Source organism: Pantoea sp. Seng, from assembly GCF_009829935.1.
Taxonomy (GTDB): Bacteria; Pseudomonadota; Gammaproteobacteria; order Enterobacterales; family Enterobacteriaceae; genus Pantoea; species Pantoea communis.
On sequence record NZ_SZZV01000002.1, the window covers coordinates 148,401 to 171,350 of the forward strand.

The 22,950-nt window shown below is 54.4% G+C and carries 24 protein-coding genes; 17 read left to right on the forward strand and 7 right to left on the reverse strand.

The genetic code is table 11. From position 1 onward, the window contains the following. Nucleotides 1-410 precede the first annotated feature (410 nt). The 4 genes from FD737_RS02410 (at nt 411) to FD737_RS02425 (ending at nt 3,609) form a co-directional block, all read left to right on the forward strand. Nucleotides 411-1,304, forward strand: coding sequence for an amino acid ABC transporter substrate-binding protein (locus FD737_RS02410; protein WP_160832611.1), 894 nt, complete (start codon nt 411-413; stop codon nt 1,302-1,304). A gap of 161 nt (nt 1,305-1,465) precedes the next feature. Next, a complete protein-coding gene (locus FD737_RS02415; protein ID WP_034829069.1) occupies nt 1,466-2,206 on the forward strand; it encodes an amino acid ABC transporter permease in 741 nt (246 codons plus the stop codon). Next, nucleotides 2,206-2,883: a glutamate/aspartate ABC transporter permease GltK gene (gene gltK, locus FD737_RS02420; protein WP_058960797.1), complete on the forward strand. Its 678-nt coding sequence runs from the start codon at nt 2,206-2,208 to the stop codon at nt 2,881-2,883. The genes FD737_RS02415 and gltK overlap by 1 nt, the downstream gene beginning before the upstream one ends. Further along, nucleotides 2,884-3,609: an amino acid ABC transporter ATP-binding protein gene (locus tag FD737_RS02425; RefSeq protein WP_034829065.1), complete on the forward strand. Its 726-nt coding sequence runs from the start codon at nt 2,884-2,886 to the stop codon at nt 3,607-3,609. A gap of 74 nt (nt 3,610-3,683) precedes the next feature. Here FD737_RS02425 and FD737_RS02430 read toward each other — a convergent pair whose 3' ends face one another. Further along, a complete protein-coding gene (locus tag FD737_RS02430; RefSeq protein WP_058960798.1) occupies nt 3,684-4,166 on the reverse strand; it encodes a zinc ribbon-containing protein in 483 nt (160 codons plus the stop codon). 343 nt (nt 4,167-4,509) lie between these two features. On the opposite strand from FD737_RS02430, the gene leuS reads away from it, so the two are divergent. The 13 genes from leuS (at nt 4,510) to lipA (ending at nt 18,044) form a co-directional block, all read left to right on the forward strand. Further along, on the forward strand, nt 4,510-7,092 hold the full coding sequence (gene leuS, locus FD737_RS02435; RefSeq protein ID WP_160832612.1) for a leucine--tRNA ligase: 2,583 nt from the start codon (nt 4,510-4,512) through the stop codon (nt 7,090-7,092). A 14-nt stretch (nt 7,093-7,106) separates the two neighbouring features. After that, nucleotides 7,107-7,706: an LPS assembly lipoprotein LptE gene (gene lptE, locus FD737_RS02440; protein ID WP_058960800.1), complete on the forward strand. Its 600-nt coding sequence runs from the start codon at nt 7,107-7,109 to the stop codon at nt 7,704-7,706. Next, a complete protein-coding gene (holA, locus tag FD737_RS02445; RefSeq protein WP_038648309.1) occupies nt 7,703-8,734 on the forward strand; it encodes a DNA polymerase III subunit delta in 1,032 nt (343 codons plus the stop codon). The genes lptE and holA overlap by 4 nt, the downstream gene beginning before the upstream one ends. Then, nucleotides 8,727-9,371, forward strand: coding sequence for a nicotinate-nucleotide adenylyltransferase (gene nadD, locus FD737_RS02450; RefSeq protein ID WP_097117437.1), 645 nt, complete (start codon nt 8,727-8,729; stop codon nt 9,369-9,371). Before holA ends, nadD begins: the two co-directional genes overlap by 8 nt. Before the next feature lie 91 nt (nt 9,372-9,462). Further along, nucleotides 9,463-9,780 (forward strand): ribosome silencing factor, encoded by a 318-nt coding sequence (gene rsfS / locus FD737_RS02455; protein WP_038648315.1) that lies wholly within the window; start codon nt 9,463-9,465, stop codon nt 9,778-9,780. Between the two features lie 3 nt (nt 9,781-9,783). After that, complete coding sequence (gene rlmH / locus FD737_RS02460) at nt 9,784-10,254, forward strand: 23S rRNA (pseudouridine(1915)-N(3))-methyltransferase RlmH (protein ID WP_038648318.1); 471 nt, start codon at nt 9,784-9,786, stop codon at nt 10,252-10,254. Nucleotides 10,255-10,288: 34 nt separating this feature from the next. Continuing rightward, the gene (gene mrdA / locus FD737_RS02465; RefSeq protein WP_160832613.1) at nt 10,289-12,193 is read left to right on the forward strand and encodes a peptidoglycan DD-transpeptidase MrdA; all 1,905 of its coding nucleotides are present in this window, start codon (nt 10,289-10,291) and stop codon (nt 12,191-12,193) included. Nucleotides 12,194-12,201: 8 nt separating this feature from the next. After that, the gene (mrdB, locus tag FD737_RS02470; RefSeq protein WP_097117589.1) at nt 12,202-13,314 is read left to right on the forward strand and encodes a peptidoglycan glycosyltransferase MrdB; all 1,113 of its coding nucleotides are present in this window, start codon (nt 12,202-12,204) and stop codon (nt 13,312-13,314) included. 10 nt (nt 13,315-13,324) lie between these two features. Further along, the gene (gene rlpA, locus FD737_RS02475) at nt 13,325-14,425 is read left to right on the forward strand and encodes an endolytic peptidoglycan transglycosylase RlpA (RefSeq protein ID WP_097117438.1); all 1,101 of its coding nucleotides are present in this window, start codon (nt 13,325-13,327) and stop codon (nt 14,423-14,425) included. Nucleotides 14,426-14,547: 122 nt separating this feature from the next. Then, on the forward strand, nt 14,548-15,759 hold the full coding sequence (gene dacA, locus FD737_RS02480) for a D-alanyl-D-alanine carboxypeptidase DacA (RefSeq protein WP_160832614.1): 1,212 nt from the start codon (nt 14,548-14,550) through the stop codon (nt 15,757-15,759). 159 nt (nt 15,760-15,918) lie between these two features. After that, nucleotides 15,919-16,182 carry a DUF493 family protein YbeD gene (ybeD, locus tag FD737_RS02485; RefSeq protein WP_034829045.1) on the forward strand — a complete coding sequence of 88 codons (264 nt, stop codon included), beginning with the start codon at nt 15,919-15,921 and terminating at the stop codon, nt 16,180-16,182. Nucleotides 16,183-16,251: 69 nt separating this feature from the next. Further along, a complete protein-coding gene (gene lipB, locus FD737_RS02490) occupies nt 16,252-16,902 on the forward strand; it encodes a lipoyl(octanoyl) transferase LipB (protein WP_160832615.1) in 651 nt (216 codons plus the stop codon). Nucleotides 16,903-17,078: 176 nt separating this feature from the next. Further along, the gene (gene lipA / locus FD737_RS02495; RefSeq protein ID WP_034829042.1) at nt 17,079-18,044 is read left to right on the forward strand and encodes a lipoyl synthase; all 966 of its coding nucleotides are present in this window, start codon (nt 17,079-17,081) and stop codon (nt 18,042-18,044) included. A 133-nt stretch (nt 18,045-18,177) separates the two neighbouring features. Here lipA and tatE read toward each other — a convergent pair whose 3' ends face one another. The 6 genes from tatE to FD737_RS02525 all read right to left on the reverse strand — a co-directional run bounded on the left by tatE (nt 18,178) and on the right by FD737_RS02525 (nt 22,867). Continuing rightward, complete coding sequence (tatE, locus tag FD737_RS02500) at nt 18,178-18,381, reverse strand: twin-arginine translocase subunit TatE (RefSeq protein WP_034829040.1); 204 nt, start codon at nt 18,379-18,381, stop codon at nt 18,178-18,180. Nucleotides 18,382-18,487: 106 nt separating this feature from the next. After that, entirely contained in the window at nt 18,488-19,258 is a 771-nt protein-coding gene (locus FD737_RS02505; protein ID WP_160832616.1) for an amino acid ABC transporter ATP-binding protein, read from the reverse strand. Further along, on the reverse strand, nt 19,255-20,205 hold the full coding sequence (locus tag FD737_RS02510; protein ID WP_058960807.1) for an amino acid ABC transporter permease: 951 nt from the start codon (nt 20,203-20,205) through the stop codon (nt 19,255-19,257). The genes FD737_RS02505 and FD737_RS02510 overlap by 4 nt, the downstream gene beginning before the upstream one ends. Beyond that, entirely contained in the window at nt 20,202-21,089 is an 888-nt protein-coding gene (locus tag FD737_RS02515) for an ABC transporter substrate-binding protein (RefSeq protein ID WP_058960808.1), read from the reverse strand. Before FD737_RS02515 ends, FD737_RS02510 begins: the two co-directional genes overlap by 4 nt. 21 nt (nt 21,090-21,110) lie before the next feature. Continuing rightward, nucleotides 21,111-21,905 carry a deaminated glutathione amidase gene (locus FD737_RS02520; protein WP_034829032.1) on the reverse strand — a complete coding sequence of 265 codons (795 nt, stop codon included), beginning with the start codon at nt 21,903-21,905 and terminating at the stop codon, nt 21,111-21,113. 2 nt (nt 21,906-21,907) lie between these two features. Then, nucleotides 21,908-22,867 (reverse strand): ABC transporter substrate-binding protein, encoded by a 960-nt coding sequence (locus FD737_RS02525; protein ID WP_160832617.1) that lies wholly within the window; start codon nt 22,865-22,867, stop codon nt 21,908-21,910. Between the last annotated feature and the right edge of the window lie 83 nt (nt 22,868-22,950).

A 22,950-nucleotide genomic window follows, 5' to 3' on the forward strand; every position in this document is an offset into this window, starting at 1 on the left:
GCTCACTTCGCCTTTTTTTTGCGCTGTTTTCCGCTCCCATCGGCTACGCTTTACCAGATTCTCTGCTGGCTTTTTCACGCATTTCACCGTGCTGGCACGATCATTGCTATTTATTTCAGTGATTTTCTCAACATCAGCGTTTTGTCAGCGTAATGCCATGTTCACGCACTATTATTTGGCACTGACACGCACCGAAACGGCGCAATGGCTTTTTATTGCCTCTAAATGGTGCGGAGCGGCTCGCAAAAAACAAACTTTTTTGTTTCATTGCGTTAACAATTCGCTATGTTAATCACTATCCTGCGCGCAGTTGCGCTAAGGGATAACTAAAAAAGCAGCACGAAATACACACAACATCACAATCTGCGCAGTTTATGTTCTGCGCAACATCCATTCAAAGGAGTAGGAACATGCAGACACGCAAAGTGGCATTATCTCTTCTGCTGTTGGGAGCAGCAGTGGGAGCGGCCCAGGCGGAAGATCTCACCGGCACCCTGAAAAAAATTAATGATAGCGGCGTGATCGTCGTTGGGCATCGTGAGTCATCAGTTCCCTTTTCTTACTACGACAACCAGCAAAAAGTGGTTGGCTATTCACAAGACTACTCAAACGCCATCGTAGCGGCGATCAAAGCCAAGCTGAACAAGCCTGATCTGCAAGTAAAAATGCTGCCGATCACCTCTCAGAACCGTATTCCACTGATGCAAAACGGCACTTACGATTTTGAATGTGGTTCTACCACCAACAACCTGGAACGTCAGCAGCAAGCCGCATTCTCCGATACCGTCTTCATCATCGGTACGCGTCTGCTGGTGAAAAAGGGTGGCGACATCAAAGATTTCGCGGACCTGAAAGGCAAAACCGTTGTCGTGACCTCTGGTACCACTTCTGAAGTTCTGCTGCACAAGCTGAACGATGAGAAGAAAATGGACATGCGCATCATCAGCGCCAAAGACCATGGCGATTCTTTCCGTACGCTGGAAACCGGTCGTGCCGTGGCCTTTATGATGGATGACGCGCTGCTGGCGGGTGAACGTGCTAAAGCGAAGAAACCAGACGACTGGCAGATCACTGGCACACCTCAGTCGAAAGAAGCCTATGGCTGTATGCTGCGTAAAGAAGACCCGCAGTTCAAACAGCTGATGGATGACACCATTGCCAAAGCGCAGACCTCGGGTGAAGCCGCTAAGTGGTTCGATACCTGGTTCAAACAGCCAATCCCACCGAAGAATCTGAACATGAACTTCGAGCTGTCTTCTGACATGCAGGCGCTGTTCAAAGCACCAAACGATAAAGCACTCTGAATTAACAATGAAAACAAGGGCAGTCAGGCTGCCCTCTCGATTGCTGAACACGCGGTGCGGACAGACAGACTGCAACAGGTCGTTCCCCTGAAGCAGGACGCAAGACACCGCTCAACAATCTTATGGGTAGCCTCGCTACCCTTTTTTTACCGGAGCTCGTTATGGGTATCGATTGGAACTGGGGCATCTTTTTACAACAGGCCCCGTTCGGCAATACGACTTACCTCGGCTGGCTGTGGTCCGGATTTCAGGTTACCGTTGCGGTTTCCTGCTGCGCCTGGATTATCGCCTTCCTGGTAGGTTCCTTCTTCGGCATTCTGCGTACCGTGCCCAATCGACTGCTGTCGACCATTGGCACCTGCTACGTGGAACTGTTTCGTAATATCCCGCTGATCGTCCAGTTCTTCTTCTGGTACCTGGTGGCGCCAGAACTGGTGGGCGAAAAACTGGGGATGTGGTTCAAAGCAGAGCTGGATCCCAATATTCAGTTCTTCGTTTCCTCAACCATTTGCCTCGGCTTGTTCACTGCTGCGCGCGTTTGTGAACAGGTACGTGCCGCGATTCAATCATTGCCACGCGGTCAGAAAAACGCAGGGTTGGCGATGGGGCTGACGCTGCCACAAACTTATCGCTACGTGCTGCTGCCGAATGCCTATCGCGTGATTGTGCCGCCGATGACCTCGGAAATGCTGAACCTGGTGAAAAACTCTGCCATCGCTTCGACCATTGGTCTGGTGGATATGGCGGCGCAGGCCGGTAAGTTGCTCGACTACTCGGCGCACGCCTATGAATCTTTCACCGCCATTACCCTGGCTTACGTGGGTATTAACCTGGTGATCATGCTGATTATGAGTTTGGTAGAACGTAAAATTCGCCTGCCCGGCAATCTGGGAGGCAAATAATGTACGAGTTTGACTGGAGTTCGATTCCTCCCAGCCTGCCCTATTTGTGGAATGGCTTGATCATCACCTTCAAGATTACCGCCGTCGCCGTGGTGTTCGGCATTATCTGGGGCACGATTCTGGCCGTGATGCGTCTGTCGCCGTTCGCGCCGATTCGCTGGTTCGCTAAGCTGTACGTCAACCTGTTCCGCTCCGTCCCGCTGGTGATGGTGCTGCTGTGGTTCTATCTGGTGGTGCCTGCATTACTGCAACAGGTATTGGGACTTTCCCCCAAAACTGACATTCGCCTGATTTCCGCCATGATTGCTTTTGCACTGTTTGAAGCGGCCTACTATTCGGAAATCATCCGAGCGGGTATCCAGAGCATCTCACGCGGACAGTCGAATGCTGCGCTCGCGTTGGGTATGACGCACTGGCAATCAATGAAATTGATCATCCTGCCGCAGGCGTTCCGCGCCATGGTGCCACTGCTGCTGACGCAGGGCATAGTGCTGTTCCAGGATACCTCGCTGGTGTATGTGTTAAGCCTGGCTGACTTCTTCCGTACCGCCTCGACGATTGGCGAGCGTGACGGTACCCAGGTTGAAATGGTTCTGTTTGCCGGTCTGGTCTATTTTGTGATCAGCCTGAGCGCTTCGCTGTTGGTTAGCTATCTGAAAAGAAAGAGGACGGTTTAAATGATTAGCCTGAAAAATGTTTCTAAGTGGTATGGTCACTTTCAGGTGCTGACCGACTGCTCCACCGAAGTAAAAAAAGGTGAAGTGGTGGTGGTCTGTGGACCGTCCGGCTCAGGTAAGTCAACCTTGATTAAAACGGTGAACGGTCTGGAACCGGTGCAGGAAGGCAGCATTCAGGTTAACGGTACCGAAGTGAACAACAAGAAAACCAACCTGGCACAACTGCGCAGCAAAGTCGGTATGGTGTTCCAGCACTTCGAACTGTTCCCGCACCTCAGCATTGTCGATAACCTGGTGCTGGCGCAGGTCAAGGTGTTAAAGCGTGATAAAGCCGCTGCGCGTGAGAAAGGTCTCAAGCTGCTGACGCGTGTTGGTCTGGCTGCGCATGCGGAGAAGTTCCCTGGACAACTCTCGGGCGGCCAGCAACAGCGTGTGGCGATTGCCCGCGCGCTCTGTATGGACCCCATCGCGATGCTGTTTGACGAACCGACATCTGCGCTCGACCCAGAGATGATCAACGAAGTGCTGGACGTGATGGTTGAGCTGGCGAACGAAGGCATGACCATGATGGTGGTGACGCACGAGATGGGCTTTGCGCGCAAAGTGGCCAATCGCGTGATCTTTATGGATGAAGGGAAAATTGTCGAAGACACTAACAAAGATGACTTCTTTAATAACCCGCAGTCCGACCGCGCAAAAGACTTCCTCGCGAAGATCCTGCATTAATTAGCGCTCTCAATTGCGCCGCTGTATGGATGGGGTTTCCCCATTAATCACGCAGCGGCGCGATTTTGCGCAAATCAAGGCTCAAAAGGCTGACGCTGGAAATGATCGTGCCCACACTCCGGGCAGCGCGTTAAGCTCTCCGGTGTATAGATCGCCCGGGTAAAACCGCACTTCTCACACACCAGGTTACCCAACCCCACCACTTCACCGCTTTGATAAACACCGTGATGTCGTAGATCCTGAAACACCTCGCGCCACTCTAACTGGCTTTTGTCCGTGATATCCGCCAGTTCTTTCCATACGCTCTCGCGAATGACGCGCAAGAATACGGAGTCACCGAGCACATCTGAAGATTCCTGATAACTGAGCGCGAACTCATGTAAATCACGCCTGACCGCCCGCATCACCTCATTCACTTCAGAAGAGGTCAGCGTCTTTTTCGCTAATAACTCCTGCCGAGCCTCAGCGACCAGGGCATCAACATCACGCTCGCCCTGTTCCAGCCGCTGGGTTAATGCCGCTATCGTTGCACGATACTCCTGCGCCACGTTATTCATTTTGTTCTCCTTTCCGCGGGAATAGCTGATAGTAAGTTTAGCTGTTCTGTCATATTTGCCGTGACGAAAGCGGAGTAAATCGCAAAAGGGTGAAAGCGGCGGCGCATTGAGTAGAAATCCGCTCAGCCGGGGCGTGAAATGTTGTTGAGGAAGAGCCTTATGGGTATGCTATGCGGATCTAAATGTATGCGAACCCGTCATACTTCAAGTCGCAGGTGCGTTGGCTGCACGTGTTCACGCCGTCGCTTACTTCGTTAAGCGCGAGCGTATTCACACCTTTGCCGCCTGCCTGTGACGTGAACTATTCAGGGTTAACGATTTTCATAAAGGACCACAGGCAGCCATGCAAGAGCAATACCGCCCGGAAGAGATAGAATCCCGCGTCCAACAGCACTGGGACGAAAACGAAACCTTTAAAGTGACCGAGCAGGAAGGCAAAGAGAAATACTACTGCCTTTCTATGCTGCCCTATCCTTCTGGCCGCCTACACATGGGCCACGTGCGTAACTACACCATCGGCGATGTGATTGCGCGCTATCAGCGCATGCTGGGTAAAAATGTCCTGCAGCCGATTGGCTGGGATGCGTTTGGACTGCCAGCCGAAGGCGCTGCGGTAAAAAACAACACCGCGCCCGCACCATGGACTTATGACAACATCGAATATATGAAGAACCAGCTCAAACTGCTGGGCTTTGGCTATGACTGGAGCCGCGAATTGGCGACCTGCCAGCCAGAGTACTATCGCTGGGAACAGTGGTTCTTCACCAAGCTGTATGAAAAAGGCATGGTCTATAAAAAGACCTCAGCGGTGAACTGGTGCCCGCATGACCAAACCGTACTGGCTAACGAACAAGTTATCGACGGCTGCTGCTGGCGCTGTGACACCAAAGTAGAGCGCAAAGAGATTCCTCAGTGGTTCGTGAAAATCACCGCTTACGCGGAAGAACTGCTCAACGATCTGGATAAGCTGGAAGACTGGCCTGAAACGGTCAAGACCATGCAGCGTAACTGGATTGGCCGTTCTGAGGGCGTGGAAATCACCTTCGATGTGGCGTACAGCGAAGAGAAATTAACGGTTTACACCACACGTCCGGACACCTTCCTCGGTGCCACCTACGTTGCTGTGGCAGCTGGCCACCCACTGGCGCGCCAGGCTGCGGCCAGCAACCCTGCGCTGTCTGACTTCATCGCAGAGTGCAGCACCACCAAAGTGGCTGAAGCAGATATGGCGACGATGGAGAAGAAAGGCATGGCCACCGGCCTGTTTGCTATCCATCCGCTGACGGGCGAAGAGATCCCAGTCTGGGTCGCTAACTTTGTCCTGATGGAATACGGCACCGGCGCAGTGATGGCTGTTCCAGGCCATGACCAGCGTGACTGGGAGTTCGCGACTAAGTACAACCTGAACATCAAACCAGTAATCCTGAATCTGGATGGTTCAACGCCTGATCTGAGCGAAGCGGCGATGACCGATAAAGGCGCGCTGTTCAACTCGGGTGAGTTCAACGGTCTGGATCATCAGGCGGGCTTCAACGCCATTGCTGATGCATTGGCGGCGAAAGGCGTCGGCGTGCGTAAAGTCAACTATCGTCTGCGCGACTGGGGTGTGTCCCGTCAGCGTTATTGGGGCGCGCCAATTCCAATGGTGACACTGGAAGACGGCACCGTGATGCCAACGCCAGAAGATCAGCTGCCAGTGATTCTGCCAGAAGATGTGGTGATGGACGGTATCACCAGCCCGATCAAAGCCGATCCTGAGTGGGCGAAAACCACGGTTAACGGCCAGCCAGCGCTGCGCGAAACCGATACCTTTGACACCTTTATGGAATCGTCCTGGTATTACGCACGTTACACCTGTGCCAATTACAACGAAGGCATGCTGGATCCTGCCGCTGCGAACTACTGGCTGCCGGTAGATCAGTATGTCGGTGGTATCGAACACGCCATCATGCACCTGATGTATTTCCGCTTCTACCACAAGCTGCTGCGTGACGCGGGCCTGGTGAACTCTGATGAGCCAGCCAAACGTCTGCTGTGTCAAGGTATGGTTCTGGCCGATGCGTTCTATTACACCGGCACGAACGGCGAGCGTAACTGGGTTTCTCCGGTTGATGTTAGCGTTGAGCGCGATGAAAAAGGTCGTATTGTTAAGGCTGTCGACAACGCAGGCCGCGAAGTGGTTTATGCCGGCATGAGCAAGATGTCCAAGTCGAAAAACAACGGCATCGATCCACAGCTGATGGTTGAACGTTACGGTGCCGATACCGTGCGTCTGTTCATGATGTTTGCTTCACCAGCAGAAATGACGCTGGAATGGCAGGAATCGGGTGTAGAAGGTGCGAACCGCTTCCTGAAGCGCGTGTGGAAACTGGCCTACGAACACGTAGCGAAAGGTGCCACCGTGGCGCTGGACCTCAATGCACTGAACGACGATCAGAAAGCGCTGCGTCGCGATCTGCACAAAACCATCGCCAAGGTGGCCGATGACGTGGGTCGTCGCCAGACATTCAACACCGCTATCGCTGCCATCATGGAGTTGATGAACAAGCTGACTCGTGCCCCGCAGGAGAGCGATCAAGATCGCGCACTGATGCAGGAAGCGCTGGTGGCGGTCGTTCGTCTGCTCTATCCGTTCACGCCGCACGCCAGCTATGTTCTGTGGCAGGCGCTGGGCGGAGAAGGTAGTGTCGATGAAGCCAGCTGGCCGGTTGCGGATGAATCCGCGATGGTGGAAGATTCACTGCTGGTCGTTGTACAGGTGAATGGCAAAGTGCGCGGCAAGATTACCGTTGCGCCGGATGCTACGCAGGAGCAGGTTCAGGCGCGTGCTGCGCAGGAGCACATTGTGGCGAAATATCTGGAAGGCGTCACACTTCGTAAAGTGATTTATGTCCCTGGCAAACTGCTTAACCTGGTCGTAGGTTAAGTTCAGGAGGAACTGTGCGACAACTGATTATCAGGCTGTTTGTCCTGCTCGCGGTGATGATCACCGCAGGCTGTGGTTTTCACCCGCGTGGCACCACCATGGTGCCTAACGAGATGAAAACGCTGATCGTCCAGAGTGGCGACCCGTATGGCCCAATGGCGCGCACCGTGCGCCAACAGCTGCGTATCAATGATGTCACCATTGTTAATGACAGCAAACAGGCCAGTGCCAAATACCCGACTCTGCGCTTAGGTGCAGAAGTGCTGGGGCGTGATACCGCGTCAGTGTTTATCAGCGGCACCACTGCTGAGTATTCACTGGTGATGACAGTGACCGCGCAGGTTCTGATCCCGGGCAAAGGCATCTACCCGATCAGCACCACCGTGTACCGTTCTTTCTTCGACAACCCGAATGCCGCACTGGCGAAGGATGCCGAGCAAGACATGATCGTGCAGGAGATGCGCCAGCGTGCCGCCGAGCAACTGGTGCGTAAACTGTTAACGGTTCATGCCGCGCAGGAAAGCAACAAAGACACGTTGCCACAGCCGGAGATCATCGCACCAGGTGAGAATTCACCAGAAGTGCCCTCTTCGTCAGCAACCAGTCTGCAATGATCAGGATTTATCCTGAACAACTGAGCGCGCAGCTTCGTGAGGGGCTGCGCGCCTGTTATTTTCTGACCGGCAATGAACCGTTGCTGATTCAGGAAAGTGCCGATGCCATTCGCGCGGCCTCATCTTCTCAAGGCTTTGAAGAACACTTCAGTGTCACTCTTGATGCGCAAACCGACTGGGATGCGATCTTTGCCAGCTGTCAGGCACTCAGCCTGTTCACTCAACGCCAGACCTTAACGCTGCAACTGCCAGAAAACGGTGCCAATGCAGCGATGGCCGAGCAACTGGTTAAACTCGCCAGCCTGCTGCACAGCGATATCCTGCTGGTGCTGCGCATGGCAAAACTGACCAAAGCGCAGGAAAACAGCGCCTGGTTTAAAGCGCTCAGCGCTCATGCCGTGCTGGTTCCCTGCCAGACGCCCGAACAAGCGCAGTTGCCGCGCTGGGTCGCGAGCCGTGCCAAAGCCATGAAGTTGAGTGTTGATGACGCGGCGATTCAACTGCTGTGCTACTGCTACGAAGGTAATCTGCTGGCGCTGGCGCAGGCGCTGGAACGTCTGTCACTGCTGTGGCCGGATGGCAAACTCACTCTGCCCCGCGTGGAAGACGCGGTAAATGACGCTGCGCATTTTACCCCTTTCCACTGGGTGGATGCCCTGCTGGCGGGCAAAAGTAAGCGCGCCCTGCATATCCTGCATCAGCTGGAAAAAGAGGATGCTGAAGGGGTGATTTTACTGCGTTCTCTGCAACGTGATTTACTGACGCTGCTGCATTTGCAGCGCAATCAGGGTAAACAGGGCTTGCGTGCGCTAATGGATCAACAGCGCATCTGGCAAAACCGTCGCGCACTGTTTACCGATGCGCTGCAACGCCTTGATGCACGTCGTCTGCAACGCGCCGTTCATCTGCTCGCCGAACTGGAGCTGACCATGAAGCAGGATTATGGTCAAAATCTTTGGCCGCAGCTGGAGACCTTGTCGCTGCTGCTGTGTCACCGCGATTTTCCCCTGAGCTTCACTGATGTCTAAACTCTACGCGCTGTTCGGCGGCACCTTCGACCCTATCCACTTTGGCCATCTGCGCCCGGTGGAAGCGCTGGCGCAACAGGTGGGGTTGAAAAAGGTCACGCTGCTGCCGAATAACGTGCCACCGCATCGCCCACAGCCCGAAGCCAGTGCTCGGCAACGCGTGGAAATGCTGCGCTGTGCCATTGCGACCCGCCCCCTGTTTGATATTGATACGCGCGAGCTGGAACGGGATACGCCGTCATGGACGGTGGCAACCCTTGAAGCACTCCGTGCGGAACGCGGTGCAGAACAGCCCCTCGGGTTTATCATCGGACAAGATTCTCTGCTAACGTTAGCCAAATGGCATCGCTGGCAGGATCTCCTCTCTTTGTGCCATCTGTTGGTGTGCCAGCGACCGGGCTATGCAACGCAGATGGAAACGCCTGAGATGCAGCAGTGGCTGGATGCGCATCGTGCACAGCACGCAGAACAGTTGCATCAAGCACCGGCAGGCCATATCTGGCTGGCTGATACGCCGCTGTTTGACATCTCCGCCACGGAAATACGCCAGCGTCGTCACCTGGGGCAATCCTGCACCGATCTGCTGCCCGATGCGGTTATCGACTACATCGATCGCGCTGGCTTATATCGCGGTTGATCGTTGCGTGCTATACTGCGCCGCTTCATTTTAGGCTATGTTTTCCGGGCATTCAGCCTTCTCGTAATCACCTGTTTTTAAGGGGAACCTTTTGCAAGGTAAAGCACTCCAAGATTTCGTTATTGATAAGATTGACGATATTAAAGGCCAGGACATCATTGCTGTTGATGTGCAGGGCAAATCGAGCATCACCGATTGCATGATCATCTGCACCGGCACGTCGACGCGTCATGTGGTTTCAATCGCCGATCACGTGGTTCAGGAATCCCGTGCCGCGGGTTTAAAACCGCTAGGCGTCGATGGTAAAGCTGCCGCTGATTGGGTCGTCGTTGATCTTGGCGAAGTGATCGTACACGTGATGCAGGAAGAGAGCCGCCAGCTGTATGAGCTGGAAAAGCTCTGGAGCTAAGCCTTGAAACTGCAGCTTGTGGCCGTCGGCACCAAAATGCCTGACTGGGTTCAGACCGGTTTCATGGAGTATCTGCGCCGCTTCCCCAAGGATATGCCGTTTGAACTGACCGAAGTGCCTGCGGGTAAACGCGGCAAGAACGCGGACATCAAGCGCATCCTGGAAAAAGAGGGTGAAGCGATGTTAGCGGCCGTCGGCAAAGGCAACCGCATCGTCACGCTGGATATTCCAGGGCAGCCGTGGGAAACCCCACAGCTGGCGCAACAGCTTGAGCGCTGGAAACAAGATGGCCGCGATGTCAGCTTGTTGATTGGCGGCCCGGAAGGACTGGCGCCGGCCTGTAAAGCCGCTGCCGAGCAGAGCTGGTCGCTGTCCACGTTGACGTTGCCACATCCGCTGGTGCGTGTGCTGGTCGCTGAAAGCCTGTATCGTGCCTGGAGCATCACCACGAATCATCCTTATCACCGTGAATAAACGCCTGACAACCTCCAGACAATAAACGCAGCGGATGAAATTACAGAGCAACGCCTTTCGCGATTACACTGCCGAACAGAAACTCTTTGTCCGCCGGGCTTTGGTGGCTTTTGTCGGTATTTTCCTGCTCTCCAGCGTGCTGGTGGTCAACCTCTATCATCTGCAAATTTTGCGTTTTGACGATTACAGCACCCGTTCCAATGAGAACCGCATCAAGCTGGTGCCCGTTGCGCCCAGCCGCGGCATCATCTTTGATCGCAACGGCGTCCCGCTGGCGCTGAACCGCACCATTTACCAGGCTGAACTGGTACCCGAAAAAGTCGATGACCTGAAGCAGACGCTGCAGGATCTGCGCACGGTGCTGGATCTGACGGACGACGATCTCGACGCCTTTGAAAAAGAGCGTAAGCGCTCACGTCGTTTCACCTCCATTCCGGTAAAAACCGCACTCAACGAAGTGCAGGTGGCGCGCTTTGCCGTCAATCAGTACCGCTTCCCCGGTGTGGAAGTGAAAGGTTATCAGCGCCGCTATTATCCCTACGGTCAGACGCTGACGCATGTAGTGGGCTACGTCTCTAAAATTAACGACCGCGACGTTAAGCGCCTCGATGATGAAGGTAAATGGCCTAACTATGCCGCGACGCATGATATCGGCAAGTTGGGCATCGAGAACTATTACGAAGATGTGCTGCATGGCAAAACCGGCTACGAAGAGGTTGAAGTGAACAACCGCGGCCGGGTGATCCGCCAGTTGCACGAGCAATCCCCTCAGGCCGGTCGCGATATCTATCTGACCGTTGACCTGAAACTGCAGCAGTACATCGAAACCCTGTTGACCGGCAGCCGTGCCGCCGTGGTGGTCAGCGATCCACGCACCGGTGAAATTCTGGCGCTGGTGTCCACACCGAGCTACGACCCTAATCTGTTTGTCGATGGCATCTCCAGCAAGGATTACAAAGCCCTGCTGAGCGATGAGAACCGTCCGCTGTATAACCGCGCGTTACAGGCATCCTACCCGCCAGCTTCAACGGTGAAACCTTATGTTGCCGTTTCTGCGCTGAGTGCAGGGGTGATTAACCGCAATACCAGCCTGTTTGACCCCGGCTGGTGGCAGTTGCCCGGTTCGGAAAAACGCTATCGCGACTGGAAAAAATGGGGACACGGCCGTCTTAACGTCACCAAGTCGCTGGAAGAGTCTGCCGATACCTTCTTCTATCAGGTCGCCTACGACATGGGCATTGATCGCCTGTCAGAGTGGATGACCAAATTTGGCTATGGCCATCGCACCGGTATTGATTTGCCGCAGGAAAGTCCCGGCAACATGCCAACGCGTGAGTGGAAGCTGAAGCGCTTTAAGAAGCCGTGGTATCAGGGTGACACCATTCCGGTGGGCATTGGTCAGGGTTACTGGACTGCAACGCCGGTGCAGATGAACAAAGCCATGATGATTCTGATCAATGACGGCATTATCAAAGTGCCGCATTTGCTGCGCGCCACCCGTGAAGGTCAGGCCATGGTGCCGTATCGCCAGCCGCCGGATGCGCCGATTGGCGACATCCACTCGGGATATTGGGAAATCGCCAAAGATGGCATGTACGGCGTGGCCAACCGCGCGAACGGGACGGCGCACAAAAGTTTTGCCGATGCGCCTTACAAAATCGCCGCGAAATCCGGTACTGCGCAGGTATTCGGTCTGAAAGAGAACGAGACCTATAACGCGCACAAAATTGCTGAACGCCTGCGTGACCATAAACTGATGACGGCTTTCGCGCCTTACGACAAACCGCGCGTTGCCGTAACCATGATTCTGGAGAACGGCGGTGCCGGCCCGGCAGTGGGTACGGTGATGCGTCAGATTCTCGACCACATAATGCTAGGCGACAACAATACCGTGCTGCCTGAAGCCGCACCGACGCCGCCTGGCTACGAAGGTGAATAAAGATGTCCATGAACGATAGCCCGCAGAAAAGATCGATCTGGACGCGTATCCATATCGATCCCCTGTTTATGCTGATCATCCTTGCGCTACTGGCTTACAGCGCCATCGTCATCTGGAGCGCCAGCGGTCAGGATCCTGGCATGATGGAGCGTAAGCTCGGTCAGATTGCCATGGGTATCATTATCATGCTGGTCATGGCGCAAGTGCCGCCGCGCGTGTATGAAAGTTGGGCGCCCTATCTCTATATTGTCTGCGTGATATTACTGGTGGCGGTGGATGCCTTTGGCCATATCAGTAAAGGGGCTCAGCGCTGGCTCGATCTTGGCTTTGTGCGTTTCCAGCCCTCGGAAATCGCCAAAATAGCGGTGCCGCTGATGGTGGCGCGCTTTATTAACCGCGATGTCTGCCCACCGACGCTGAAAAATACCGGCATTGCGCTGGTGTTGATCTTCATGCCGACGCTGTTAGTGGCGGCACAGCCTGACCTCGGCACCTCGATTCTGATCGCCGCGTCCGGCCTGTTTGTGCTGTTCCTGTCGGGCATGAGCTGGAAGCTGATTGCCCTGGCGGTGCTGCTGGTGGCGGCCTTTATTCCGGTACTGTGGTTCTTCCTGATGCATGACTATCAGCGCGACCGTGTGATGATGCTGCTCGATCCAGAGAGTGACCCGCTCGGTGCCGGTTATCACATTATTCAGTCCAAGATTGCGATTGGATCCGGTGGTTTACGTGGCAAAGGCTGGCTGCATGGCACCCAGTCACAGCTGGAGTTTTTGCCTGAACGTCACACCGACTTTATCTTTGCGGTACTGGCAGAGGAACTCGGCCTGGTCGGCGTATTAGTGTTACTGGTACTGTATCTGCTGCTGATTTTGCGCGGCCTGATTATTGCGGCGCGCGCGCAAACCACCTTTGGTCGCGTGATGGCCGGTGGTTTGATGTTGATTTTATTCGTCTATGTTTTCGTTAACATTGGTATGGTAAGTGGTATCTTACCCGTGGTCGGTGTTCCGCTGCCGCTGGTGAGCTACGGCGGGTCGGCGTTGATTGTATTAATGGCCGGATTTGGCATCGTGATGTCGATCCATACTCATCGAAAAATGTTATCTAAAAGCGTTTAAGAGGCTGCACATGCGTAAGGATTGGCTTGGGGTTGCACTGGCATCATTGGTACTGGCTGCCTGTTCCGCACCGGAACAGCAGAATAATACTGCGCCACCGCAGCCGGCCTATAATGGCCCGGTGGTGGAAATCCCAGGCGTTGAACCGCGCTATGAACCGATCAATCCTTCTACCAGTCAGGATTACAGCGTTAATGGTAAAAATTATCGCGTAATCAAGGATCCTTCGAACTTCAGCGAAGTTGGGTTGGCCACCTGGTACGGTGCAGAAGCACAAGGTAATCGCACAGCGATCGGCGAAGCTTACGATCCAGACGCCTTAACTGCGGCACACCCTACTCTGCCACTGCCAAGCTATGTGCGCGTCACTAACCTCGCCAATGGTCGCCAGATCGTGGTGCGTGTTAATGACCGTGGCCCGTATACCCCCGGCCGCATCATTGACCTGTCTCGCGCGGCAGGCGACCGTTTGAATATCTCGAATAATTCCCGTGTTCGCGTGGATTACATCAAAGTCGCACCGGATGGTTCTGTTTCCGGCCCCGGCACCATTGGCACCACAGTGGCGAAGCAGAGCTACGCCCTGCCCGCGCGCCCGGATCTTAACGGCGGCATGGTGATGATGGGTGGCAGCGCCAATACCACGCCTGCACCTGCGCCACAGGATGTTCGCGCAGTCGATAACAGCACCCTGCAGAGTAACGGTGGACTCGGTGCCCCGGTGCAGAGCAGCGGTTTCCTCGGCGCGCCTCAGCCTTTAGCAAACGGTGTACTGGAAGGCAGTGAACCGGCCGCCACGCCTGTGCAGGCAACATCCGCTGCGCCTGTCGCGGCATCGGTTTCTGCTCCAGCCAGCGCTGCACCTCAGAGTACGCATACCGCCGGTGGTTATGTCGTTCAGGTCGGTGCGGTCAATGATGCGGCGCGCGCCCGTCAACTGGCGACCAGCCTGGGTAAACGTTTTGGCGTCCCCGGCAATGTGGAAGCCAATGGCAACGTTTATCGTATTCAACTCGGCGGCTACAGCAGCCGGGCGGAAGCCGCTGCGTTACAACAGCGCCTGACCACTGAAGCACAAATGAGCTCATTTATTACAACTGCCCGTCCGTAATGTTACGGGCAGTTACCTTTACTGCTGAAACTGATTTGCAAAGCAAGATGTCGCTCGATCGGGCGTTTGCTATAGTAAGGCACTTTTTTCACTCTTAGCCCACGGATGTTGTAGTCCTTAACATGAATACGCTGAAACCCTCTCGTTTTCTGAAACGCCTGACAGTGGGATCACTGGTCGCCCTTTCTCTCAGCCATGCCGCCTTTGCGGACGATGTTAACCTTAAGACGATGATCCCGGGCGTCCCGGAAATCGATGCTGAAGCTTATGTGCTGATCGATGCCAACTCAGGTAAAGTCCTGGCCGAAAAGAACGCCGATGCGCGTCGCGATCCCGCCAGTCTGACCAAAATGATGACCAGCTATGTGATTGGTCAGGCGGTCAAAGCAGGCAAAATCCATAACGATGATATCGTCACCGTCGGTAAAGACGCATGGGCCACCGGTAATCCGGTGTTCAAAGGCTCGTCACTGATGTTCCTGAAGCCAGGCGATCGCGTACCGGTTTCTCAACTGACGCGCGGTATCGTGTTGCAGTCAGGGAATGATGCCTGTGTAGCGATGGCCGATTACGTTGCCGGCAGCCAGGATGCGTTTGTTAGCCTGATGAATAACTACGTTGACGCGTTGGGTCTGAAAAACACCCACTTCCAGACCGTGCACGGCCTGGATGCTGAAGGCCAGTACAGCTCGGCGCGTGATATGGCGCTGATCGGCCAGGCATTGATTCGTGATGTGCCGGACGAATACTCGGTCTACCGTGAAAAAGAGTTCACCTTCAACAATATCAAACAGATGAACCGCAATGGTTTACTGTGGGATACCAGCCTGAACGTTGACGGCATCAAAACCGGTCACACTGATGCGGCAGGTTACAACCTGGTGGCTTCTGCCACTGAAGGCCAGATGCGTCTAATCTCCGCCGTCATGGGCGGTCACACCTATAAAGGTCGTGAAACCGAAAGTAAAAAACTGCTGACCTGGGGCTTCCGTTTCTTTGAGACCGTCGCACCTCTGAAAGCAGGCAAAGAGTTCGCCTCTGAGCCGGTTTGGTTTGGTAACAGCGATCGTGTCCAGTTAGGCGTTGAAAAAGATGCCTACCTGACCATTCCACGCGGCCGTATGAAAGACCTGAAAGCCAGCTATGTACTGACCAATACCGAACTGCATGCACCGCTGCAGAAAAACCAGGTGGTGGGTAGCATCAACTTCCAGCTGGATGGCAAAACCATTGAACAGCGTCCGCTGGTGGTGCTGAACGAAGTGCAGGAAGGCGGCTTCTTCAGCCGTATCATTGATTACATCAAACTGATGTTCCATCACTGGTTTGGCTAAGACGCTTGAAAAATCGTCTGTCTGATACCATATAATTAGAAACCCCCGTTTCAAACGTATAGGGGAGGCTGGAAAGCCTCCCTTATCGATTTTTATGCATCACCTGTTGTAGGGGCGGCCTTCGGGCTTCTCTTCTCAATTTTAAGCACCGGAGCCAACATGAAAACCAAACTGAATGAACTGCTCGAATTCCCTACCCCCTTCACCTATAAAGTAATGGGTCTGGCGCAACCGGAGCTGGTTGATCAAGTGGTTGAAGTGGTGCAGCGCCACGCCCCCGGCGACTATACCCCGGCAGTGAAACCGAGCAGCAAAGGTAACTACCATTCGGTTTCCATCACCATCACCGCAACGCATATCGAACAGGTAGAAACCCTGTACGAAGAACTGGGTAACATCGATATCGTGCGCATGGTCCTGTAATACCCGCGCTGGCAAAGGCGGCTTTGCCAGCGTTATACTCAGCCCTTCACTCTCTACCGGATCTCCGCTTTGTCAGCTAACACGCTTCTTGTTCGTCAACTGGGCCAGCGCGACTGGCAACCTATCTCCGATGCGATGCATCAGTTTACCGATCAACGTGACAGCAGCACTGCCGATGAAATCTGGCTGGTGGAACATCATCCGGTGTTTACCCAGGGCCAGGCAGGCAAAGCCGAACATCTGCTGATGCCGGGCGATATTCCGGTTGTGCAGAGCGATCGTGGCGGCCAGGTGACGTATCACGGGCCTGGGCAACAGGTGATGTACGTGTTGATTGATATTAAACGTCACAAAATCGGTGTCAGAGAGCTGGTCACTGCGCTGGAGGAAACCGTGATCGCCACCCTGGCGGATTATGGTATCGCTGCGCGCGCACGTGCCGACGCACCCGGCGTTTATATCGGCGATGACAAAGTGTGCTCATTAGGCCTTCGCATTCGCAAAGGGTGCTCCTTCCACGGCCTGGCATTAAATGTGGCGATGGATCTGGCACCTTTCCTGCGCATCAATCCCTGCGGTTATGCCGGCATGCGCATGACGCAGTTAAGTGAAAAGCAGCCGGGCGTCACAACCGCCGACGTACAACCCCGTTTGGTACAACATTTCGCCCGCTTAATGGGTTTCACCCAGCTTGAATGGCAAAATGAGGCCAGGGTCTGACCTTGACTGTCTGTGCTCATTTACAAAATTGTAACTTTAGCGCTCGCATATCGGCTGCTTATGCGCAGACGAAATGATATAATTTTTGCCATATTTTCAAATAAAGTTGAAAGCCTGGTTCTCAGTTTGAGTGAGGAAGCTTTCAAATCGCAATCCCGACCGGAACCTGCAGATTTATGAGTAAACCAATTCAGATGGAACGTGGCGTCAAGTATCGCGATGCCGACAAAATGGCGCTGATTCCGGTGAAAACCGTGATGGTCGAGCGTGAAGAAATTCTGCGTAAGCCGGAGTGGATGAAGATAAAACTGCCTGCGGATTCCAGCCGCATTCAGGGTATCAAAGCCGCCATGCGCAAAAATGGTCTGCACTCAGTATGTGAAGAGGCCTCCTGCCCTAACCTCGCTGAATGTTTTAACCACGGCACCGCCACCTTTATGATCCTCGGCGCGATTTGTACGCGTCGTTGCCCATTCTGCGACGTCGCCCACGGCCGTCCAAATATGCCTGACGCCAACGAACCGCTGAAACTGGCACAAACTATTGCCGATATGGCGCTGCGTTATGTGGTGATCACCTCGGTTGACCGCGACGATCTTCGCGACGGCGGGGCTCAGCATTTTGCCGATTGCATCACTGCCATTCGCGAAAAAAGCCCTAACATCAAAATTGAAACGCTGGTGCCTGACTTCCGTGGTCGTATGGATCGTGCGCTGGAAATCCTCACCGCCACGCCGCCAGATGTGTTCAACCACAACATGGAAAACGTGCCACGCGTTTACCGTCAGGTACGCCCTGGCGCCAACTACGACTGGTCGCTGAAGCTGCTGGAGCGTTTCAAAGAAGCGCATCCTGATGTGCCAACCAAGTCTGGCCTGATGGTCGGATTGGGTGAAACCAATGCGGAAATCGTAGAAGTGATGCGTGACCTGCGTCGTCATGGTGTCACCATGCTCACACTCGGCCAGTATTTACAGCCAAGCCGCCACCACCTGCCGGTACAGCGCTATGTGAGCCCGGCAGAGTTTGATGAGATGAAAGAGGAAGCCATGGCGATGGGCTTCACCCACGCGGCCTGTGGCCCATTCGTCCGTTCTTCTTATCATGCGGATATGCAGGCCAAAGGGCTGGAAGTGAAATAATCGGTTCTACTGGTGTGACGCCCGCAGCCAGCCTTTTTTTCACCGGTGCCAAAAAACAAAAACCAGACTGGAAGCAGTCTGGTTTTTTTATCAACGTCATAAACATTTACACTTATTGACGTTTGAAGTCGGATTACTCTTTGTGGCTCACGCGTTCAGCCGGCGCTTCTTCAGCGGTGCTTTTGGTTGCGGTGGATTCATCGTCTTTCATGGCTTTCTTGAAGCCTTTAATGGCGGAACCCAGATCACCACCCAGTGAACGTAACTTGTTGGTACCAAACAGCAGTACAATAAGTGCACCGATGATCAGCAGTTTGGCAATGCTGAAACCTTCCATACTTTACCTTTCAACCTTAGCGAAAACAGACATAGCTATTAACGCGCAGTTTATCAGCTGTCACAACTGGAATCTGTAACAGATTACGATCAACACCCGCGCAACATTAAATAAAGCGGCTCAAAAAGGCTTGCGTACGCGGGTGCTGTGGATTACCGATCACCTGCTCCGGTGTTCCCTGCTCCACCACCACGCCGCCATCCATAAATACCACCCGATCCGCCGCCTCACGTGCAAAGCCAATCTCATGTGTCACCACGATCATGGTCAGACCACGATCGGCCAGCGTGCGCATCGTCGCCAGCACCTCTCCCACGAGTTCGGGGTCCAGCGCGGAAGTCGGCTCATCAAACAGCATCAACGCCGGTTTGATGGCTAACGCACGAGCAATCGCCACACGCTGCTGCTGGCCGCCGGAAAGATGGCGTGGCCAGGCATCGGCTTTGTCACTCAATCCCACCGTTGTCAGCAGTTCGCGCGCATGCTGCAACGCTTCATGGCGGGGAAACTTATGCACACCAATGGGCGCTTCAATAATGTTCTGCAGCACGGTCATGTGTGGATAGAGGTTGAATTGCTGAAACACCATGCCGATCTTCTGACGCTGGTGAGCAATCCGCCGTGCCGACAGGCGATGCAGAATCCCACGCTTCAATTCGTAGCCAATCTGCTCTTCACCCACCATGATGGAGCCGGCGTTCATATCTTCCAGATGGTTTATACAGCGCAGGAAGGTCGATTTGCCCGATCCCGATGGCCCGAGAATCACCACCACTTCACCTGGAAACACATCCAGATCGATCCCTTTCAATACCTCGTTATCGCCATAACTCTTCTGGACATTGCGCGCAGAGACCAGCGGCTGAATCTCACTCATACATCCTCCTTCAGCTGATGTGTGGCTGCGACAGCCGTGTCTGTCCGGCGTTTATTCACCACGGTACGTTTGGTGCCGCGTGCGTAGTAGCGTTCAATTGCTGACTGCCCAATATTCAGGATCGATGTGATCAGCAGATACCAAATCACGGCCACCATCAGCATCGGGATAATTTCAAAGGTGCGGTTATACACGGCCTGCACCGAGTAAAGCAGATCGCCCATGGCTATTACGCTGACCAGCGAGGTCGCTTTAATCATACTGATCAGCTGATTGCCGGTGGGAGGAATAATGGATCGCATCGCCTGAGGAATGATAATGCGGCGCAATGCACGGCTGCGGCTCATGCCAAACGCCTGAGTGGTTTCCACCTGCCCCTGATCCACCGACAACAGCCCGGCGCGAATAATCTCCGCCATATACGCCGCTTCATTCAGTGCCAGTCCGGCAAACGCAGCGGTCAGCGGCGTAATCAGATCGTTGGTATTCCAACTGGCGAAGGTAATATCCGTCCAGGGTACGGTAATCGAAATGTTCGGAAACAGCGTCGACAGGTTGTACCAAAAGATCAGTTGCACCAGCAGCGGCGTACCCCGGAAAAACCAGATGTAAAGCGACGAGATGCCGCTCAGCAGTTTATTTTCCGAAAGACGCCATACCGCCAGCAGCAGCCCCAGCAGCGTACCGAGGATCATCGAGACTACCGTCAGCCCGAGCGTCACCTGCAGCCCTTTCATCACCGAACCTTCGGTGAACCACTGCAACACCACTTTCCATTCAAAATTGGGATTGGTCGCCACCAGCCAGAGAAAGTTGGCCGCGACCACCAGTACCACAATCCATGAGATCCAGCGTCCATAGGTGGGCGCACTGCGGGCGAAAGCGACATCGCGCTGCTGCACGTTGGCCTTATCCCTGGCTCGCGTATTGTGGGTGACCGGATTCATTTTGCTGTCCCCTGCGCCAGATTACGACCCGGCTGCTGCAAGATATTGCCGTCGAGTTTCCACTTCTTCATGATCGCCGCGTAGGTGCCGTTGGCGAACAGCTCTTTATAGGCGTCGAGTACTACGTTGCCCAGTTCGGAACCTTTTGGCACCACCGTGCCCTGGAAAATGTCGCCAAAGCCGTTTTTCTGTCCTTTACCGGAAAGCTCCAACTGGCCATTGGCTTGATCGATAAAGTAAGTCAGCGGTGCCTGTGAAGAGAAGAATGCATCAGAACGCTTAGAGCGTACTGCCAGAATCGATGAAGGCTGATCGGTAAAGGATTGCACCACCACCGCGGGCTTGCCCGCGGCGACGCAAGCGTCCGACTGCTTACGAATCACCTGCTCAGCTGAACCGGCTGCCATCACAGCAATACGCTTGCCGCAGGTGTCTTCCAGACCGTTAATTTTCGCTGGATTGCCCTTTTGAACGCCGAACACCACGAACTCCTGCACAAAATCGATGAAGTCGACTTTCTGCTGACGATCGGGATAGTCGCCAATCGGCCCAATCGCCATCTGATAACGGCCCGAGTTAATGCCAGCTAAAACACCCGACAAACCGCTGACCGTGGCATGTTCAATTTTCACACCCAGCAATTGAGCCAAAGCATTCGTCAGGTCGGCTGAGGCGCCGTCCATCGAATGTGGACCGTTCACGATCTCATAAGGAGGAAACGATCCGTTGTTTACCGAAATCATTTTTCCAGCGCTTTTAATCTCTGCTGGCAAGCGGTCATGCAGCGCCTGATCAACTTTCTGCGTTGGGATAGTTTCCGCTGCCTGCACTGCGCTGACTGTCAGCCCCAGCGCCAACGTTATTGCTGTTGTAAGTTTATTCATGAGCCAGTTCCCCAAAATCTATCAAAGTGGTTTCAGTTCAGGACGAGCAAAACGGCGGTTTTCCAGCACCGGCAGTACGCTACGTGCGTAGGCAATACGTTGTGGATCGAGGTCGGCGAACACCAGTGCCGCCGACTCTGGCGCTTTGGCTATCGCCACGCCGAGAGGATCGATGACCAGACTGTTGCCGATGTTACGCGGGCCACATTCGCCCACGGCCACCATGTAACAGGTGTTTTCCAGTGCTCTTGCCGTACACAGCAATTCCCAATGCATCTCTTTCAGCGGGCCTTTGACCCACGCGGCAGGCAATACCAGCACATCAGCACCGTCCAGCACCAGACGGCGCGCCAGCTCAGGGAAACGCACGTCGTAGCAGGTCATCAGGCCCACTTTCATCCCGGCCACTTCCACCAGCGGTGGGATTTCGTTGCCTGGATTCACGCGCTGTGACTCCTGCATTGCAAACGCATCATAAAGATGCAGCTTTTCGTAGGCGGCGATGAGTTCACCGTTGCGAATGGCAATCAGCACGTTGAGCGCTTTGTTGCCTTCAGTTGGCACGTGCACGCTCATCATGGTGGTCAAATCGTTGCCTTTGCTGACTGCCAGCAGCTGCGTGATGAAAGGACCATCCAGCGGTTGTGCGGCTTTCAGTACCAGATCAGGGTCGGCAATATCACGCGCCAGCACGCCTTCTGGCAGGACCAGTAAATCCGCGCCTCCGGCCAGTGCATTGTTCATTAAACCGATGCAGATATCGGTGTTTTCCTGCCATTCCCGGCTGACAGCAAACTGCCCCATTGCAACTTTCATCTTCACTCCCCTTGCACTGCTGCCGGGAAAATCGCTTCCGGCGTCAGTAATGTTTTGGTTAAGCCTTGCTGGAACAGCTCGTTAGCAAAATCGGCGATCATCTTTTTGTTAGCGGAGAATCCGTTTTGATTCCAGTCCGCCGGTAATTCCTGCGCGGTACGTCGCAAATCATCCAGCAGCCACGGTGTGGTGTCGGCGTATTTCTCGCGTTTCTGCATCCACATCTGGTACGAACGATCGATGATTTCGCTTAACGCCTGCGGCAGCCAGGGATGCATTTCCGCCAGTGCCGGTTTCATCGCCAGCAGATGGATACCCGGCACGTAGCCGACGCGATTAAAGTAGTCGCGCTCGGCGGTCACAAAGTCGTTTTGCAATTGACGCAGGCCAGAATTTTTCATAAAGAAACCTTCTGGCATAAAGGGCGTGAACACCGCATCCAGCTCACCGGCCTTCAGCAGTTCGATCAGCGGGCGCTCACCCGGTGCCGGCTCAATGCGGCCCGGACGACCGAATCCCGCGAGGCGATCCACAATCGGATGTTCTTCGGTCAAACGGCCGGCAAACCAGTACGCATCATCGATCTCTACGCCAGCTTCACGCAGCACGGTGCGCGTCCAGGTGTTGCCAGAATCCTGCCAGCCGGTCACCCCGATTTTCTTGCCTTTCAGCTGAGCGGGCGTGGTAATCGGGCTGTCAGCGGTGGTGATGATGCAGCGCTGGCGGAAGCCGCGCATCAGAAAGTGCGGCAGGCCGAGTAGTGCGTTATCGCCTCTGGCGCATGCCTGAGCATAGCGGCTGAATGACACTTCACCCGCGTCGTATTTGTCGCTGGTCGCGAGGTTATCAACCAGCGTGCCCACGCGGTCAATTTCCAGCGTGAAGCCCTCCGGTTTGATGTCGCCGAGTGCCAGCGGGGTGAAATAATCCCAGTCACGCACCGCCAGTCTGATGGTTACCATAATTGTGCTTTCCCCGTTTTCGGCCAGAGATCTGGCGCTGTTTATTTATTCAGCAAATAGTGCTTGAATTTGAGTCTAAAACG

Excerpts from the sequence above, each read along its gene's own strand:
- FD737_RS02425 (WP_034829065.1), top strand. The coding sequence starts at position 2,884 with ATGATTAGCCTGAAAAATGTTTCTAAGTGGTATGGTCACTTTCAGGTG.
- tatE (WP_034829040.1), bottom strand. The coding sequence starts at position 18,381 with ATGGAAGGTTTCAGCATTGCCAAACTGCTGATCATCGGTGCACTTATT.
- FD737_RS02515 (WP_058960808.1), bottom strand. The coding sequence starts at position 21,089 with ATGAATAAACTTACAACAGCAATAACGTTGGCGCTGGGGCTGACAGTC.
- holA (WP_038648309.1), top strand. The coding sequence starts at position 7,703 with ATGATCAGGATTTATCCTGAACAACTGAGCGCGCAGCTTCGTGAGGGG.
- rlpA (WP_097117438.1), top strand. The coding sequence starts at position 13,325 with ATGCGTAAGGATTGGCTTGGGGTTGCACTGGCATCATTGGTACTGGCT.
- FD737_RS02430 (WP_058960798.1), bottom strand. The coding sequence starts at position 4,166 with ATGAATAACGTGGCGCAGGAGTATCGTGCAACGATAGCGGCATTAACC.
- FD737_RS02505 (WP_160832616.1), bottom strand. The coding sequence starts at position 19,258 with ATGAGTGAGATTCAGCCGCTGGTCTCTGCGCGCAATGTCCAGAAGAGT.
- mrdA (WP_160832613.1), top strand. The coding sequence starts at position 10,289 with ATGAAATTACAGAGCAACGCCTTTCGCGATTACACTGCCGAACAGAAA.
- FD737_RS02415 (WP_034829069.1), top strand. The coding sequence starts at position 1,466 with ATGGGTATCGATTGGAACTGGGGCATCTTTTTACAACAGGCCCCGTTC.
- FD737_RS02525 (WP_160832617.1), bottom strand. The coding sequence starts at position 22,867 with ATGGTAACCATCAGACTGGCGGTGCGTGACTGGGATTATTTCACCCCG.
- gltK (WP_058960797.1), top strand. The coding sequence starts at position 2,206 with ATGTACGAGTTTGACTGGAGTTCGATTCCTCCCAGCCTGCCCTATTTG.
- FD737_RS02520 (WP_034829032.1), bottom strand. The coding sequence starts at position 21,905 with ATGAAAGTTGCAATGGGGCAGTTTGCTGTCAGCCGGGAATGGCAGGAA.
- leuS (WP_160832612.1), top strand. The coding sequence starts at position 4,510 with ATGCAAGAGCAATACCGCCCGGAAGAGATAGAATCCCGCGTCCAACAG.
- mrdB (WP_097117589.1), top strand. The coding sequence starts at position 12,202 with ATGAACGATAGCCCGCAGAAAAGATCGATCTGGACGCGTATCCATATC.
- ybeD (WP_034829045.1), top strand. The coding sequence starts at position 15,919 with ATGAAAACCAAACTGAATGAACTGCTCGAATTCCCTACCCCCTTCACC.
- FD737_RS02510 (WP_058960807.1), bottom strand. The coding sequence starts at position 20,205 with ATGAATCCGGTCACCCACAATACGCGAGCCAGGGATAAGGCCAACGTG.
- FD737_RS02410 (WP_160832611.1), top strand. The coding sequence starts at position 411 with ATGCAGACACGCAAAGTGGCATTATCTCTTCTGCTGTTGGGAGCAGCA.
- dacA (WP_160832614.1), top strand. The coding sequence starts at position 14,548 with ATGAATACGCTGAAACCCTCTCGTTTTCTGAAACGCCTGACAGTGGGA.
- lipA (WP_034829042.1), top strand. The coding sequence starts at position 17,079 with ATGAGTAAACCAATTCAGATGGAACGTGGCGTCAAGTATCGCGATGCC.
- nadD (WP_097117437.1), top strand. The coding sequence starts at position 8,727 with ATGTCTAAACTCTACGCGCTGTTCGGCGGCACCTTCGACCCTATCCAC.